Source organism: Roseofilum sp. (assembly GCF_982964205.1).
In genome coordinates, this window is record NZ_CEZBFX010000036.1 from 25,124 (window position 1) to 42,343 (window position 17,220).

General features: G+C 44.6%; 11 protein-coding genes and 1 pseudogene. 8 read left to right on the top strand and 4 right to left on the bottom strand.

The genetic code is table 11. From position 1 onward, the window contains the following. The first annotated feature begins 10 nt into the window (after positions 1-10). Positions 11-1,186: a M20 family metallopeptidase gene (locus AC3A14_RS11290; protein ID WP_318732675.1), complete on the top strand. Its 1,176-nt coding sequence runs from the start codon at positions 11-13 to the stop codon at positions 1,184-1,186. Positions 1,187-1,431: 245 nt separating this feature from the next. Here AC3A14_RS11290 and AC3A14_RS11295 read toward each other — a convergent pair whose 3' ends face one another. Next, entirely contained in the window at positions 1,432-1,617 is a 186-nt protein-coding gene (locus AC3A14_RS11295; protein ID WP_318732674.1) for a hypothetical protein, read from the bottom strand. 265 nt (positions 1,618-1,882) lie between these two features. Here AC3A14_RS11295 and AC3A14_RS11300 point away from each other — a divergent pair, with 265 nt between their 5' ends. The 4 genes from AC3A14_RS11300 (at position 1,883) to AC3A14_RS11315 (ending at position 10,190) form a co-directional block, all read left to right on the top strand. Next, a complete protein-coding gene (locus AC3A14_RS11300) occupies positions 1,883-4,666 on the top strand; it encodes an adenylate/guanylate cyclase domain-containing protein (RefSeq protein ID WP_487779002.1) in 2,784 nt (927 codons plus the stop codon). A 115-nt stretch (positions 4,667-4,781) separates the two neighbouring features. Next, the gene (locus tag AC3A14_RS11305; protein ID WP_318732672.1) at positions 4,782-7,601 is read left to right on the top strand and encodes a PAS domain S-box protein; all 2,820 of its coding nucleotides are present in this window, start codon (positions 4,782-4,784) and stop codon (positions 7,599-7,601) included. Further along, positions 7,594-9,471 carry a two-component system response regulator gene (locus AC3A14_RS11310; RefSeq protein WP_318732671.1) on the top strand — a complete coding sequence of 626 codons (1,878 nt, stop codon included), beginning with the start codon at positions 7,594-7,596 and terminating at the stop codon, positions 9,469-9,471. Before AC3A14_RS11305 ends, AC3A14_RS11310 begins: the two co-directional genes overlap by 8 nt. An 86-nt stretch (positions 9,472-9,557) precedes the next feature. Further along, a complete protein-coding gene (locus tag AC3A14_RS11315; protein ID WP_318732670.1) occupies positions 9,558-10,190 on the top strand; it encodes a transaldolase family protein in 633 nt (210 codons plus the stop codon). Positions 10,191-10,226: 36 nt separating this feature from the next. Here AC3A14_RS11315 and AC3A14_RS11320 read toward each other — a convergent pair whose 3' ends face one another. Beyond that, positions 10,227-11,405 (bottom strand): SpoIID/LytB domain-containing protein, encoded by a 1,179-nt coding sequence (locus AC3A14_RS11320; RefSeq protein WP_318732669.1) that lies wholly within the window; start codon positions 11,403-11,405, stop codon positions 10,227-10,229. Positions 11,406-11,595: 190 nt separating this feature from the next. On the opposite strand from AC3A14_RS11320, the gene AC3A14_RS11325 reads away from it, so the two are divergent. After that, positions 11,596-12,453: an Rpn family recombination-promoting nuclease/putative transposase gene (locus tag AC3A14_RS11325; protein ID WP_318732668.1), complete on the top strand. Its 858-nt coding sequence runs from the start codon at positions 11,596-11,598 to the stop codon at positions 12,451-12,453. Between the two features lie 75 nt (positions 12,454-12,528). Further along, entirely contained in the window at positions 12,529-13,398 is an 870-nt protein-coding gene (locus tag AC3A14_RS11330; protein WP_487779003.1) for an Rpn family recombination-promoting nuclease/putative transposase, read from the top strand. Positions 13,399-13,495: 97 nt separating this feature from the next. Here AC3A14_RS11330 and AC3A14_RS11335 read toward each other — a convergent pair whose 3' ends face one another. Beyond that, positions 13,496-15,112 carry a B12-binding domain-containing radical SAM protein gene (locus tag AC3A14_RS11335; protein ID WP_318736241.1) on the bottom strand — a complete coding sequence of 539 codons (1,617 nt, stop codon included), beginning with the start codon at positions 15,110-15,112 and terminating at the stop codon, positions 13,496-13,498. A 310-nt stretch (positions 15,113-15,422) separates the two neighbouring features. On the opposite strand from AC3A14_RS11335, the gene AC3A14_RS11340 reads away from it, so the two are divergent. Beyond that, entirely contained in the window at positions 15,423-16,505 is a 1,083-nt protein-coding gene (locus AC3A14_RS11340; RefSeq protein ID WP_318736243.1) for a tetratricopeptide repeat protein, read from the top strand. A gap of 57 nt (positions 16,506-16,562) precedes the next feature. Here the strand turns inward: AC3A14_RS11340 and AC3A14_RS11345 are convergent. Then, a pseudogene (locus AC3A14_RS11345) lies at positions 16,563-17,150 on the bottom strand (DUF362 domain-containing protein); the annotation flags it as partial. Positions 17,151-17,220: the final 70 nt, after the last annotated feature.

Here is a 17,220-nt window from a genome sequence, read left to right on the forward strand (position 1 = left end):
GTCTTTGACCATGCTCTCTGAAATCCAAGACCTCACTGCTCGCATCGCCCCCCGACTGATTGAAATTCGTCGCCATATCCATGCTCATCCTGAACTAAGCGGCCAAGAACGGCAAACGGCTGCCTACGTTGCTGGGGTACTCTCTTCGGCTGGATTGCATGTTAAAGAAGATGTGGGCAACACGGGGGTGATTGGTGAATTGCCAGGGGCAGAAACGGGGGCTAGATGTTTAGCCATTCGTACTGACATGGATGCGCTGCCGATTAATGAATGTACGAATTTAGAGTTTGCCTCTCGCCAAACTGGGGTTATGCACGCCTGTGGCCATGATGTGCATACTACGTTAGGGTTAGGCACAGCCATGGTCTTATCTGAGTTGGGCTTATCCTTACCCGGTACGGTACGGTTTATTTTTCAACCAGCGGAGGAAGTGGCCCAAGGAGCGGGCTGGATGGTTGAAGAAGGGGCGATGGAAGATGTAGAAGCCATTTTAGGGGTTCATGTCTATCCAACGATTCCTGCTGGCTCGGTTGGCGTGCGCTATGGGGCATTGACGGCGGCGGCTGATGAGCTAGAATTGGTGATTATGGGGGAATCGGGCCATGGAGCTAGGCCCCATGAGGCTAAAGATGCGATTTGGATTGCGGCTCAGATTATTACTAGCTTGCAACAGGCTATTAGTCGCACTCAAAATCCTTTGCGTCCGGTGGTATTGTCGTTTGGCCAAATTAGTGGGGGTCGGGCCCATAATGTGATTGCCGATCGGGTGCAGTTAACGGGAACCGTGCGATCGCTCCATCCAGAAACCAGCGCCCAGTTACCCCAGTGGATTGAAGGGATTGTTAAGAGTGTTTGCGAGTGTTATGGTGCGACCTATGAGTTTCGCTATCGTCGCCTGGTTCCTTCTGTACAAAATGATGGAAACGTGACCCAATTAATTGAAACGGCGGCAAAGGAAGCGTTGGGGGGCGATCGCGTCATTAATCTGCTTGAACCGTCTCTCGGTGCTGAAGATTTCTCCCTCTATTTAGATCATGCTCCTGGTAGTATGTTCCGTTTGGGAGTTGGCCATGCTCATAAGACCAATTATCCCCTTCATCATCCTAAATTTGAAGTCGATGAAAGTGCTATTGCTGTTGGTGTGGTTACCTTAGCTTATGCCGCAGCCCTTTATTGGCAAAAGTAGGGGATAAGGGATAGGGAATAGGGAATAGGGAATAGGGAATGGGGAATGGGGAATAGGGAATGGGGAATGGGGAATAGGGAATAGGGAATGGGGAATGGGGAATGGGGAAAATTTGTAAAGCGCTTTGCTACAACTTTGATATCGAACAAGCAATCAACAGCGCGCAGTTCTATAAATTTAAGAATTAAGACTTAGCCAACTTGTCCCTATTGCCTATTGCCATTGCCTAGCGCGAAGCGCTATCTCTATTGAGCCAACTTTTCAAGAATAGCTTGTTGTAGATACAGGAAATCCTCAAGGGAATAATTCCCTTCGAGTTTATCTGTGTCCTCTAGTTCAAGAATTGCCATCAAATCTCGGCAACGCTCCAGGAATGAAAATTCTTCGGCGGAGGAATTAAATTCGGGAGAAGTTGAGGAAGACGTAAGCATGATTGGAGATACTGCTATTTTTTAGAAGCTCTCTATATAGGCTAGGGCAATTTAAGGATTTACATTGTAAACCTTCCATGAAGATTGTTCGATACACTGGGAATAGAGTTCTGTAGAATTACTGAATTAGCGAGAAGCTGATTACGGGATTTTACGGAAGCTCGAAATTGAACTGTCTTAGACCCTTTTTGAGCCAGTGATAGAAGTCAGTGGAGTCTCCCAAAAGGATGAGTATCATGATCAATAGTCCTTGGGCCGATCAATAATGTCCACCAAACAACCGATTTCTCTTTCCTTAAAAGGTAATTCAACCTTGTCATTGCGCTTCCTGTTGGTGGTTCCCTTTGTATTGGAATTATGTTTAGTGGTGGGATTGATTGGCTATCTGTCGTTTCACAATGGTCAACAATCGGTCAATCAGTTGGCGACTCGTTTGAGTTGGGAAGTCACCTATCGCATTCAAGAACATCTGAAACGGTTTGCCGATACGCCCCATTTATTTCTGAAGATGAATGAAGCGGCGATCGCCACTGAACACTTTGACCCCAACAACTTCGATCTGGCTCTACCCTACTTTTGGCAACAAGTGCAAATCCATCCCTGGGTGCGATCGCTCTATTATAGCAACCCCCAAGGCGACTTTATCATGGTCAACCGCGACCCCACCCCCCGCGTTTATCGCCTTGATCGCAATAGTGCCCCATTCCGCAACATCTATCCCTTAGACGAGCAAGGAAATCCCACCGATGACCTTATCCGCAGCACCCAATACGATCCCCGTACCCGTCCTTGGTACCGAGCCGCAGTCCAAGCGAAAACCGCCACTTGGTCACCCATTTACCTCTTTGCTGCTTCCGAGGATTTAGGAATTACGCCCGTTTTACCCCTCTATGACAACCTAGGAACTCTCCAAGGAGTCCTAGGTGTAGACTATACTCTCACCCAGATTAGCGACTTTTTAGCCAGTTTAGACATTAGCGCCACTGGAGAAGCCTTTATTATGGAACGCTCCGGTAAACTGGTGGCTAGTTCTGCCCCGGAATTGCCCTTTATTGACACTCCAGAAGGTCGTCAACGAATTAAAGCTTCTCAAAGTCAAAATCCTTTAATTCAGAACGCTGCCAGCCATATCACCGCCTTAGCTTCCCTCCAAGATCATCAAGACCTGATGATGACTTGGCAACGAAAACGTTATTTTCTCGATGTGACTACCGTCGGCCATAATCTAGACTCCTCAGAAGAGTATTTAAAGGGGCTTGATTGGGTCGTTGTGGTGATTATTCCCGAAGCCGATTTTATGGCTCAGATTCATGCCAATACCCGGACAACGATCGCCCTCTGTGCAATAGCCTTAATCGGTGCTTTAGGATTGGGTTTACTCATCTGTCGCTGGCTTTCTCGTCCCATTTCCCAACTCAGCGACGGGGTAAAGGCAATTGCCAAAGGAGAAATTGCTCCCAAAATCTATGGGGGACGGATTGAGGAATTAAATCTACTTGCCCAAGGATTTAATCAGATGGTCTATCAACTCAATATCTCCTTCCAAGCTTGGGAAGAAATGAATCAAAACTTAGAAACTCAGGTTCATGAACGCACCCAAGCCTTAAAAGAAGCCCAAGAGCATTTTCAAACCGCCTTTCGCTTAAGTCCCCATCCGCTTTTTATTAGTGCGATCGCCGATGGTCGCTTATTAGAAGTTAATGATAGCTTTTGTGAAATCTTGGGATATTCTCCAGAAACCCTCATTCACCATCAAGAAACCGAACTTCAATTCTGGGTTAATCCTCAAGAACACCAGCGCTTAGTCGAAGCTGTAGAAAACGAAGGAACCTTACGCCATCAGCAAGTCGAACTACAAAGCGCCTCTGGAGAGATCAAAACCCTCTTATTATCTGCTGAAAAAATTCAATGGAATCGGCATCCTTGTCTTCTCTATGCTGCCTATGATATTAGCGATCGCCAAAAAGCATGGTTAGCCCTACAGCATAGTGAAGCCGCTCTGCGCGAACAACAACACTATTTACGCCTGATTTTAGATAATATTCCCCAACAAGTCTTTTGGAAAGATACCGATTGCGTCTTTTTAGGTTGTAATTCTAATTGGTCAGAAGCCGCCGGATTAGAGCGTCCAGAAATCGTCATCGGCAAAACAGACTATGACCTATTACCGCGTCATTTGGCCGATGAATTTCGCGCTAAAGACCAGGAAATTATGGCAACCGATACCCCTCACCTGCACATGATTGCCAAAAAAGTCAAACCGGGAAAAGATGGTGAACCCATTTGGCTCGACATTAGCAAGATTCCCATCCATGATGCCAATCAGAAAGTAATTGGCTTATTAGGCGTAATTGATGATATTACTCTACGCAAAAATGCAGAAGATGCGCTCCGACTTGAACAAGCCAAATCAGAGAAACTACTCTTAAATATTTTACCCCAACCGATCGCCGAAAAACTCAAACAAAACGACCTGAGCGAACGCCAAGTCGGGGTCGTCATTGCCGAACAGTTTCAGTCCGTCACCATCTTATTTGCCGATCTCGTCGGATTCACGCCCCTATCGAGCAATCTACAGGCCCATGAATTGGTTGAATTACTCAATCGCATCTTTTCCCAATTTGACCATCTTTGTGAAAAATATAATTTAGAGAAAATTAAAACCATTGGTGATGCCTATATGGTGGCGGGAGGACTCCCCCTACCTCGTCGAGATCATGCCGAGGCGATCGCCAATATGGCCCTAGAGATGCAAAATATTATCCGTCAGTTTCACACCCCCTTTAATCAACCCTTCCAAATTCGTATTGGTATTAATACTGGCCCCGTTGTTGCTGGAGTAATTGGCACCCGCAAATTCATTTACGATCTCTGGGGAGATGCAGTTAATGTCGCTTCTCGAATGGAGTCCCAAGGGGAACCGGGCCAGATTCAGGTTACCCATCAAACTTATGAATTGTTAAGAAATAACTATCATTTTCACGAACGGGGTAAAATAGACATTAAAGGTAAAGGAGAAATGTTTACTTATTGGCTCTTAGGTCAATAAACTCAGATCTCAATCCCTTTCCCCTCAATCTCAATCGATCCCTTGTGGATTTCCCAAAAACATTTTTTAAGAAAACTTAAAAAAAACTCTATTTTTAAATGGTTGATCGACCTTTATGGCTGTTTTAAATCATCAAAATAGCTGTAATCTGAGTGCCAAGATCCCCTTAAAGTTATTGCTGATTATCCCGTTTGTTCTCCAGATCGTGATGGCAGTCGGTGTAACCGGATGGTTTTCTGTCCGCTATGGAAAAAAAGCAGTCAATGAAGTGGCGACGCAATTGCGCTATGAAGTCAGTCAACGGATCGCTCAAAAACTATCAGAATACCTGAGGATTCCCCATCAAGTTAATCAGGTCACTCTAGATACTTTGGAATTAGGATATTTGCAAATAGAAGATTTTCCCAAATTGCAAAACCATTTTATTAAACAAGTACAACGCTTTGATCTCATTGACTCCGTATTCTTTGGCAGTGAGACAAACGAGTTTATCGGTATTGCCCATGGACGCGACGATCGACTTCAACTGATGAGAGCGGGTAAAGCAACGGGAGGCAGCATTCACTTTCATTGGCTCAATGAGCAAAATCGTCCGATTGAACTCATTAAAAAAACACCGAATTTTCCGATCCGCGATCGCCCCTGGTACAAAGTTGCTGTCGAAAGCGAACAAGAAATTTGGGGACCCATCTTTACCTACCATGCCTATCCTCGTATGGCCATCCCTGCCAGTGTTGCCATTCGTGACGAAGCTGGGAACTTGATTGGAGTCTTAGGCAATAACTTTTTTCTTACCCAAATTAGTGAATTTCTGGCTACCCTCAAAATTGGGAAATCGGGGCAAACCTTTATTTTAGAGCGCTCCGGAAACCTAGTTGCCAGTTCCAGCTTACCCCAACCCTTTGTCATTGAAAATGGAGTCGCCCAACGCATTCATGCCAGCGAAAGTCAAGATCCAATCATTCAAGCAACCACTGCTCACTTATTAGAATCTCTAGGATCGGTGGTCTGTTTGCGTGATATTAGTGAACGGCGACAGGCTCAGTTAAGTTTATGGGAGCGAGAAGAACGATTACAGGCCATTTTCGATCAGGCAGCCGTAGGGATTGCCTTGACTCTTCCTTCGGGAAAATTCGTACAGGTCAATCAACGATTTTGTCAATTGTTGGGATATAGCCAGGCTGAGTTACTTAACATGACTTTTCGTCAATTGACCCATCCAGAGGATCTTAAGGTTGAGGAAGCCTATGTTGAAGACCTCTTAAGTGGCATTAGTCAGACCTATAGCCTAGAAAAGCGCTATCTCCGCAAAGATGGAAAGGTGCAATGGGTGTATCTTGCTGTGTCAATTGTACGGGATTGGATAGGAGAACCCACTCAGTTAATTGGGGTAGTTTCGGATATTCATGAGCGCAAGCAGATGGAAGTGGCACTGCAACAGGCCACCCAAGAAAGGGAAAAGGAAATTCAACGACAGTTGCAGCAGCAAGCAGAGACTGAGCGGGCTGTAGATATGGTGGTCGATAAAACCCGGGCATTTTTAGATGTAGAGACAATTTTTACCACGGTAACCTATGAGGCCAGACAGTTATTGAAGTGCGATCGCACTCTCGTCTATCGTTTGCTGTCTAGATCTGTTGTCTTGACCGAGCAGAAAGATTTTTTAAAGATCATTAACAATTCAGCTTATCATCTATTATCATTGATTAATGACATTTTGGATCTATCAAAAATAGAATCGGGTAAGTTGTCTCTAAATATTTCTGGATTCGATCTCCATAAAATGCTGGCTAAGACTCAAGAAATGTTTATCCTTAAAGCCTATAAAAAAAGCTTGCATTTCCAGATAAAATGGGAAGAAAATGTCCCTCAATGGGTGAAAGGAGATGAAAGTAAATTACGTCAAATTTTAATTAATCTCTTAAGTAATGCCATTAAGTTTACGTCCCAGGGTGAAGTGATGTTGAACGTCAGTAAACCCTCAAACCCCGATCGATTACAGTTTGAAGTTCAAGATACTGGCCCGGGGATTCCCATGCTAGAACAAGACAGGATTTTTGAACCCTTTGTACAGACGAGTGTAGGTCGTCAGTCAGGAGAAGGAACAGGCTTGGGATTATCCATTACTCAGAGATTTGTGCAATTGATGGGGGGAGAAATTCACTTTACTTGTCCGGCTGCTGGCGGTACTTGCTTTTGGTTTGATATACCCTTTGAGCAGGCCGATCCGACGCAAGTCTCCCTCTCCCATAAGCCGTTACGCGTCATTAGCCTAGCTCCTGGTCAACCGACTTATCGTATTTTGGTCGCTGAGGATGTGTGGGAAATTCGGCAATTATTGGTGAAGTTACTCCGTGCTGTTGGCTTTGAGGTGCGCGAGGCGAGTAACGGTCAAGAGACCATCGAAGTGTGGGGATCTTGGCAACCTCATTTAATTTGGATGGATATGCAAATGCCAGTGATGAATGGATATGCAGCCACTCAAACAATTCGTAAGTCCTTGCAGGGCCAGGCCACTATAATTATTGGCTTAACTGACCATCCCCTAAGTGAGCCAATTTGCGATCGCTGTTGCGAATGTGATGATTGTATGATCAAGCCATTCCAAGAGAGCGCAATTTTTGAGACAATAGCTAAGTATCTCGGAGTTCGTTATCTTTATGGGCCAATGGACAGTTTAACCACAGTTCTTTATGGTACCCCAACTGTACTGGATGATTGGTTGGAGGCCAGCGATCTTGAGGGAATTGCTGAAGATTGGGTCATCGAACTGTATCATTGTGCTGCGGGAGCTGATGCAGATGGGATTTATAAACTCTTAGAGCAATTGTCAGAAGACTATGGAAGTACGAAGAAGGCGATCGCTAGTTTAGTTGATCAATTTTGTTTTGATCGAATTATGAAGATAGCTCAGTGTGATTTGAATCATGAATAACCCGGGTCAAATGTCCTCTAAGGGAAATTTATTAATTGTTGATGATACCTTGAATAATTTACGGCTGTTATCCAATAGCTTGATAGAAGAAGGCTATAAAGTACGAGGGGTGACCAATGGTCCAATGGCAATCACTGCGGCTAAGACCATTCCTCCAGATTTAATTTTGTTAGATATTAAAATGCCGGATATGGATGGCTATGAAGTCTGTAAGCACCTCAAGTTGAATACTCAGACTAAAGATATTCCCGTTATTTTCTTGAGTGCTTTAGATGATGTCCTTGATAAGGTTAAAGCTTTTCAAGTGGGGGGTATAGATTATATTACTAAACCCTTTCATTTGGAAGAAGTAATTGCCCGCATAGAAAATCAGTTGGCACTCACCCAAGCTAAGGCAGAAATAACCAAACTTAATAACGAGTTAGAACACCGTGTGCAGGTGCGAACACAGCAACTGCAAAACATGAATCAACAACTCATGAGTACGAATAAAAGGCTAGAATCTGAGATTTTAGAGCGCCAAAAAATCCAGAAAAAGTTGTTGCATATGGCTTCCCATGATGCTCTAACTGGTTTGCCTAATCGAGTCTGGTTTATGGATTGCTTGATTCAGGCATTAGAACGCTTTAAATCTAATGATAAATGTGAATTTGCCGTGCTGTTCATGGATTGCGATCGCTTTAAAATGGTCAATGATTCTTTAGGGCATTTGGTGGGCGATCATGTGCTGATTTCTGTAGCCCGTCGCTTACAATCTTGCTTGCGATCGAGTGAAGTTTTAGCCCGGTTTGGAGGCGATGAATTTGCAATCCTAATCGATCGAATGGACGATGTTAGTATTGCCATTAATCTAGCTCAAAAAATCAAAAATTCTTTAACCTGGCCCTTCCATTGGGATCGACAAGAAATTTTCTTAAATGCTAGTATTGGTATTGTTTTTAGCACGCCTGACTATCAAGAACCAGAGCAACTACTCCGGGATGCAGATATTGCTATGTATCGGGCGAAAGGGAGTCATAAAAGCTATCAAATCTTTGATGCTTTTATGCGTCAAAACACGCAAAAAAGATTTCAGATTGAAACGGATTTACGATTGGCTGTTGAAAACAAAGAATTTGTGCTTTATTATCAGCCCATCATTTCCCTAGAAACTGGCTATATTTCTGGCTTTGAAGCTTTGATCCGTTGGCAACATCCCCAACAGGGATTTATTTCACCAGGTGCATTTATTCCCATTGCTGAAGAAACGGGATTAATTGTCCCTATTGGTTTATGGGTACTGCAAGAAGCTTGTACTCAATTTCAGTATTGGTGTAAACAAGGCTGGATTAATCATCAGGTGAAAATGAGTGTTAATTTGTCAGTTAAGCAATTTAATCAATCGACTTTAATCGATCAAATCGATCGCATATTATTGAAGACGAATTGTGACAGTAAAAATATAAAATTAGAGATTACTGAAAGTGCCATTATGGATAATCCAGAATTGGCAACGAATGCTCTGGAGAGGCTGAAGCAACGGGAGATTCAACTCAGTATCGATGATTTTGGCACCGGCTATTCTTCTTTGAGTTATTTGCATCGTTTTCCGATTGATACATTGAAAATCGATCGCTCATTTATTAGTCGCATTAGAGAGGAGGGTGAAAATGCTGAAATCATAGAAGCGATTATTACCTTAGCACACCATTTAAATATTTCGGTAACGGCTGAAGGGGTGGAAACGGATTTTCAATTAGCCCAGTTGTCTAAAATGGGATGCGAAGAAGTACAAGGATATTTTATTTCTAAACCTTTAGATGGGGTCACTATGGGATCTTTATTGGCGACTGTTCCCTGTTGGAAAATTTCGGAAGATTTCGAGGCTTGAAAAGGGAGAAATGATGATTGGATTATTAGGCGATCGCCTTTACGTGCTATATGGATTAATATAGAGCCAAGAAGAAAAGAGTACCCATGGCAATTTATCTCGATTCTGCGTTAATTTCTGAAGCACAGACTGCTATTGAATGGGGATGGGTGAAAGGAATTACGACTAATCCAACCCTGTTGTCTAAAAGCGATCAATCTCCAGAAGAAACATTGAGGCAACTAGCAGCGATCGCTCCCTACGAATTATTCTATCAACTCACTGCCTCCACCTATGAGGGCATGATTGCGGAAGCAGAACGCGCTTATGAGATCATTGGGGAGAAAACCGTTTTAAAAATACCAGCAACGGCGATTGGATTTCAAGCTACTGCCCACTTATCGCGCCTGATGGACTGTTCGGTTACAGCGATCTACAGTGCAGCGCAGGCGGCGATCGCCCAAGAAGCCGGAGCTAAATATGCGATCGCCTACGTCAACCGCGCCACCCGACTCCTTGGAGATGGCCTCGCCCTCGTCGAATCCATGGCTAAAATCTTACAAGGCACGAACACTCAAATCCTTGCCGCCAGCCTCAAATCTCCCGACGAAGCTGCATCTGTTCTACAAGCAGGCGCAGACGTAATCACCGTACCCCTCAACCTTCTGCAACAAATGACAACCCATCTCCTCTCTGAGCAAACTGTCGTTGAATTCAACCAAAATGGGCGAGGCATTTAGTGCTACCCGCTAGGAAATGGGGAAATGGGGTTTTTCCTATTCCGCCACCCGCATCCTCGCCAAATAAGCATCTGTATAATAATGGCGGAGAATATCCTGATAGGTTGACCCTTGAGAAGCCATAGCATAGGCTCCATACTGGCTCATTCCCAAACCATGGCCAAATCCCCGGCCTTGCACTTGGAAACTGGTTGCCCCTGTCGCCTTATCTCCTGCGGTTAGAGGTTCAATGCTAAACAGGGTACTTCTCAAACTTAAGGCTTTTCTCAACTGCCTCCCTGTAATCATCTTTTCTCCCTGATCGCCGGTAATTTTCAGCGTCCGAACCCGACCTTGGGGTGTTTTTTCTTGAGGCACAATAGACAAAACATTACCCACTCCTTCGGTTAAATCGCTGATATCGGCCAGGGTAAAAACTTCTGTCCATTGATAAACTGGAGCTTGCTGATCGTAATCAGGTACAGCTCGCAGATAGGGACGCGGCTCTGACCAAATATCTTCTACATTCTCCGTATGACCGCCAGAAGAGGAATGAAAAACGGCTTCAATAATCGAACCGTCATAGGCCAAAATTTGTCCTTCGGTTGCATCTACCGCTTGCTGAGTGCTGACGTATTCATCTTGCACCCCACCATAGACTTGCCAAAAGGTATCATTTCCCACATCATAAATTTTATCGGCTGTCTTTTCCCGATGATAGAGGGCATAACTGCGGGCAGAGACCGCTTGAGCCTTTAGCGCTTCGAGGGGCCAAGAAGGAATCATTTCGCCGCCGACTACACTGTAGAGATAATGTTCAATATCGACATAATTAATTGCGGTAATCCCTTCATCGGTGGGCATAATTAACAGTCTACCTCGATACCAGCGATCGCCAATCCACACCAACCCATCATTTTCCGGCTCTATCCACAACTGTCCCGCTCGCCATTGGGACAGAGAAACCCCATAATAATCTGACTGAGCTGTAAACCCATCCATTGGGTTTAACTCCCCAATCACCTGACCATTAGCATCCTTAACAATAGCGGCTGTAGAACTACCAATTTTCACTTCATCCGTATCTTCCTGAATCGCTACCCGTAACTCCACCTCTGCGGCACTTGCCAACGAAGCCATCACCATCCACAACAGAGTCGTCAGCCACCAATGGGGTTTCAGGGGTTTCCATAGGGACTTAAAGGGAATAAAGAAAATACTGAACACAGAAGCCATAGAAAATTAATCCTTAGTGGGAGTCGTTAAAGAATTTGGACGTTATCGAAAATCTTAATAAACCTTAACAGATTGTCAGCTCTTGTGACTCAATTTCCGGGAAATTTCCACAGAAATTTTGGCTACTGACCCAACCCTGAATTAGGATACACGAATTAACTCGTAATACTGATACTTTAAGTTCACTCCCTTGGCCTACGACAACGCTTGCAAATACCTCGCCGAAAAATTTCCAGAGTCGTTCATCCAATGGTTGCTTCCCCAAGCGCAACCCACCCCCGTTGAAGTCCTCAAAACCGAACTGATACAAGAACCCATCCGCGCAGACTCTCTGACGTTCTTAAAAGCGGGTAACCAAATTCTGCACATCGAGTTTGAAACCCGTCCTTACTCCGAACCTCCTATACCGTTCCGAATGCTCGACTACTATGTGAGACTCAAACGGCAATATGGTGGCTCCGTGCATCAAGTAGTAATTTTCTTACGAGAAATGGTTTCCGAGCAAGTTTTGGTCTCCAAGTATGAGGACGGAGAAACCCAACATCCTTATCAGGTAATTCGACTGTGGGAACAAGACCCCAATTTGCTGCTATCGTCTCCGGGTTTACTGCCCTTGGCCACCTTATCGAAAACCAGCGAACCGCGCCAGTTACTACAGCAAGTGGCCGATCGCGTTGCTACAATCGAGGAGACGAAGCAACAAGCAGATGTTCTCGCTTGTAGCCAAGTTCTGGCGGGTTTGAGATTTGACAAAAAGTTAATTAGACAACTATTGAGGAAAGAGACGATGCGCGAGTCGGTGATTTATCAGGAAATTCATGAAGAAGGTCTTCTAGAAGGAATTCAGCAAGGAATTCAGCGAGGTGTACAACGGGAGATATCTTTAGTCACACGCCAATTGACGCGACGAGTGGGAGAACTTTCTCCAGAATTGCAAGCACAGATTCAGGCTTTATCGGTGGAAACTTTGGAAGATTTGGGGGAAGCGCTGCTCGATTTTACAGGAGTTGAAGATTTAGTGTCTTGGTTGGGTGATAATACTCGGTAATCATTGCTGCGCGATCGCCCCATCTAATCAGATCTCCTCTAACATAAACAATACCCTTCCCATTCCCTCACTCCCTTGGCCTACGACAACGCTTGCAAATACCTCGCCGAAAAGTTCCCAGAGTCGTTCATCCAATGGTTGCTTCCCCAAGCGCAACCCACCCTCGTTGAAGTCCTCAAAACCGAACTGATACAAGAACCCATCCGCGCAGATTCTCTGACGTTCTTAAAAGCGGGTCATCAAATTCTGCACATCGAGTTTGAAACCCGTCCTTACTCCGAACCTCCCCTACCCTTCCGAATGCTCGACTACTATGTGAGACTCAAACGGCAATATGGTTGCTCCGTTCATCAAGTGGCGATCTTCTTACGAGAAACTACGTCCGAACAAGTTTTGCTCTCCAAGTATGAGGACGGAGCAACTCAACATCCTTACCAAGTCATTCGACTCTGGGAACAAGACCCCAATTTTCTCCTCTCTTCTCCCGGTTTACTGCCCTTAGCTACCTTATCGAAAACCAACGAACCGCGCCAGTTACTACAGCAAGTAGCCGATCGCGTTGCTACAATCGAGGAGACTAAACAACAAGCAGATGTCCTCGCTTGTAGTCAAGTGCTGGCAGGTTTGAGATTTGACAAAAAGTTAATTAGACAATTATTGAGGAAAGAGACGATGCGCGAGTCCGTGATTTATCAGGAAATTCATGAAGAAGGTCTTCTAGAAGGAATTCAGCAAGGAATTCAGCAAGGGATTCAGAGAGGTCTACAACGTGAGATATCCTTAGTTACTCGTCTCTTGACGCGACGAGTGGGTGTGCTTTCTCCAGAATTGCAAGCACAGATTCAGGCTTTATCTGTGGAAACTCTGGAAGATTTGGGGGAAGCGCTGCTCGATTTTACAGGAGTTGAGGATTTAGTGTCTTGGTTGGCAGAGCGCCAATCTTAAATTGAGGAAATCGAACCGATAACTTGTTTTACTTACCCCCAGATACTCAACATTTAGGCAAAATAATTTATCAACATTGGGGTATTGAACATCAAGTTTACTCCTCTTGCTGTATCTTCTGACTGGTTGCTAAATGTTGTTTTAGAGTTTCTACAGATAAAGTTCCTTGGATATGTTGCCAGGGTAAAACTTTTTCGGTTGACCAATTTTGATGCACATAATCCTCTAACGGGGGCAGTTGTCCTTGAAAATACTTAAATGCTTGCCGATAACTCCCTAGAGAATCCCCTGAATTTTGCGTGAATTCTAGGATGTGAGATAGACGGCGATCGCCCCTGGAAATTAGAGCTTGGATCGCCGACCAGTTGTAACTCTCTGGGCGAAACTCCACGCCAATTTTTCCTAAACCTTTTTGTAAGAGCTTTAATCGCTTCTTGGCTTGCGGGTTTACCCCATACCATTGAAAGGGAGTATGGGCTTTAGGAACAAAGGTACTACATCCCAAGGTTAAGCGCAATCCGGGCGCGGCTTTTTTCAATTCTTGCATTAAGTCTAAAGTAGGTTCTAAATCCTCAATTTCTTCTCCAGGAATACCCACCATGCCATAAAATTTAATCCCTTTCAGTCCTCCTGCTTTGGCATTAATCGCAGCTTGGATAATTTCCTCTTGTTGCAGTTTCTTATTGACGATCGCCCGCAGTCTTTCCGATCCGCTTTCGATGGCAATGGTAATGGAGCGGCTATCCCGTTGACTAAGAATACGAGCGAGTTTTTCGGTAACCGTATTGGTGCGGACAGAAGCTAGACTCAGACGCACCTGGTCATACTGCGGTTGGCTCAGATAATCGAGCAGGGCATTAAATTCAGGATGTTGGGTGACTGAAGCACCTAATAATCCGAGTCGGTTGGTCAATTTTAACCCTTGTTCAATGGCGGGGATTAATCCTTCTTGAAGATTAGCGGTGCGAAAGGGTAGGGTGAGATAACTAGCGAGACAAAATCGACAGAGTTCTGGACACGATCGCACAACTTCCACCATATAGATGTTTTCCCATGCGGCTTGTGGGGTAACAACTCTAGAGGAAAGGAGGGTTTTACCGCGATAGGTTTGTTTCGTTGGCCGTTCGGGAATGGTATCCTCAAGGGGCGTAATTGTGGCGAGTTCTCCTGTTGGACTCTCGTAGGTCACCTCATATAAACTGGGCACATAAATTCCTTCTGCCCGAGCCAGATATCTCAATTTCTCGCCCCTGGATGCCGCCCGCACCTCTTGATAGCGGTCAATAAACTCGCCTAATAACTGTTCCCCATCTCCCAATAAAATCACATCAAAAAAGTCAGCAAAGGGTTCAGGATTGGCTGTTAATACGGGTCCACCCCCAAAAATTAGGGGATGATGCTGTTGACGCTGCTCACTGCGCCTGGGTATACCGAGTTGGTCAAGCAACAGCAAAATATTGCCATAGTCTAATTCCCAGGATAAGGAGAAACCAACCAGTTCAACCTGTCTGGGGAGTTTTTCCTGTCCATCTGTAAATAAACGGCTCACTGCCACCTGCGATCGCTCACGCAACTGCGACCAAATCACTTGATAGCCTAAACTGGTGATACCGATACTGTAGGTGTTAGGAAAGGCAAAAATTACCGGAATAGCAGTGCTTTCAGGGGATACTGGAGCGAATAAAAGCTGTTCTTCATGTAGGGGGATAGACAAGGAAAAATGCGGTTAGTTTAATTCTAATCGCAAATAGGGCAATCTACCGTATGACAATACAAAAAAATCGGACTTTTGTCAAATTGATAGAAATTGCCTCAAAAATAGGGTTAAGCTCTCATGAGGAAGTGCAAAACTTTTAATTGATCTAACTCTCACTTTTTTAAAGAATAGGTAAAAAATAAGTGAAAATACTGAGTTTTTGTCTACCCTCATCAGTTATCCTGAAAGTATACCCTTCTTTATATTAATCGGGTGCATTCTAAGGGGGTAAACCGAGTGAGCCAGTTAGAAGGGAGTAGCCAAAACAATGAAATCCAGATCGACTCATTTACAGGGAAAAGCGCAAACTGTGGTTAGTATTCATCGAGAGGGGGTACATCGAGATACATTAATTCCCCGTGACGAAGGAGCGCTTAATGTAGAGAGTTTATCGTCGATCGCGTTGGGAGATCGAGCCGATCTCCTCTTTGAACAAGCCAGTACCTGTCAGCAGCAAGGAAACATTGAAGCGGCTCAAACCTACTGGCAAGAGTGTTTAGCCCTCTACGAAAGCTTGGAAAACCATCAACAGATTAGTCAAGTTTTGGGCCATTTAAGTCATGCCTATTATGCCCAAGGGGACTATAATCGCGCTATCGAATATCAAAAACAACGATTAAAATTAGCCCAACAATTGGGCAATGTGCGCCTAGAAGCCCAAACTTGGGGAAATCTGGGCAATGCTTACCGTCATCAAGGAAGCTACACAGAAGCCATTACCGCTGAAAGTCGCAGCATTGAACTGGCACAAGAGATGGGAGACAACTGCTTATTAGCCGTGGGCTTAAACAATTTGGGCTTAGTCTACAAAGCTCTCAACGACTTACCCAAAGCGATCGCATATCAAGCTCGGAGTTTAACCCTGATTCGGGAACAAGACAACCCCCTGATGCAAAGCCAAATCCTACGAAACCTGGCTAATGCCCACCATTCCCTAGGCAACTCTGAGCAAACCATTCACTATTATGAACAATTATTAGACTTAGCTCGTAAAACCCAAAATCAACGTTTAAGTGCCAAAGTATTGAGAAATTTAGGCAATACCTTCCACACTCTGGGAGATTATAGCCAAGCCATTACGTATTACGAAGAACGACTACAGCTTGCTGAAAAAGTGAAAGACCAACGCATGAAAGAACAAACCCTAGGCAGTTTAGGGGTAGCTCACGATGCTTTAGGAAACTATCACGAAGCGACTCGCTATTATGAACAGCGCCTAAAAATTGCCCTACACCTCAAAGATAAACGCTTAACGGGGCAAACATTAGGGAATTTAATTGTAGCCTGTAGTGCCCTCGGTGACTTACTTAAAGTTGAGCAATACCGAGAGCAACGGCAAGCTTTAGCTTAGTAGGGAATAGAAAATAGGGAATAGCGGCTCAATTGTTCATTCTCTATTACCCCTTACCTACTCCCTTTGATAGGCGCTCATCGGTTCTTTTATTAACCGAATATATAGATGTTTAAACGTAGATCTAATAACCCTGGGCATCCCAAAATCAATGGGTTGGATCTTATCGGGTAACTTCCAATTGGCGATCGCCAATTCCTGCGGATTACACAACGGAAACTCTACCTGCTTCTGAGCATAACAGCCGGCTGCCAAAGCGGCCACATGGGTGGGAACCTCCATCGGATCGACTCCCAATATTTCCAAAACGTTTAAGTCCAGAGCAAACACATCCTCAGATGCTCCTAAAATACCCAGGAACCGGGGAATACCCCTCATTGGCCCATTTCCTTCATGGGCAATAATACCATCAAGAATCGTTAAATTTGGCGCAATAGTCCGAGCTGTTTCCACCAACATCGCTCCAAACTCCTGGGGACTTTTCCCGGCTTGCATATGCCACCAAGCCTTCATTTTTCCAGGCACACAGCCAAATAGATTTTTCACTCCCAACGTCATCGTCAATTGTTGGTGAGCCTTAATCTTCGGTAAATTAATTACCACATCCGCATCCATTGCTTCTTTAGACAGCAACAAATGCCCAAAGCGATCGCCCTCTGTTTGATACCCCTCTTTTGTCACTCTGCCGAATCAAGATAGGAATTAAGATAAGGGA

Coding starts and splice junctions, on each gene's coding strand:
- AC3A14_RS11290 (WP_318732675.1), top strand. CDS start 11: ATGCTCTCTGAAATCCAAGACCTCACTGCTCGCATCGCCCCCCGACTG.
- AC3A14_RS11295 (WP_318732674.1), bottom strand. CDS start 1,617: ATGCTTACGTCTTCCTCAACTTCTCCCGAATTTAATTCCTCCGCCGAA.
- AC3A14_RS11300 (WP_487779002.1), top strand. CDS start 1,883: ATGTCCACCAAACAACCGATTTCTCTTTCCTTAAAAGGTAATTCAACC.
- AC3A14_RS11305 (WP_318732672.1), top strand. CDS start 4,782: ATGGCTGTTTTAAATCATCAAAATAGCTGTAATCTGAGTGCCAAGATC.
- AC3A14_RS11310 (WP_318732671.1), top strand. CDS start 7,594: ATGAATAACCCGGGTCAAATGTCCTCTAAGGGAAATTTATTAATTGTT.
- AC3A14_RS11315 (WP_318732670.1), top strand. CDS start 9,558: ATGGCAATTTATCTCGATTCTGCGTTAATTTCTGAAGCACAGACTGCT.
- AC3A14_RS11320 (WP_318732669.1), bottom strand. CDS start 11,405: ATGGCTTCTGTGTTCAGTATTTTCTTTATTCCCTTTAAGTCCCTATGG.
- AC3A14_RS11340 (WP_318736243.1), top strand. CDS start 15,423: ATGAAATCCAGATCGACTCATTTACAGGGAAAAGCGCAAACTGTGGTT.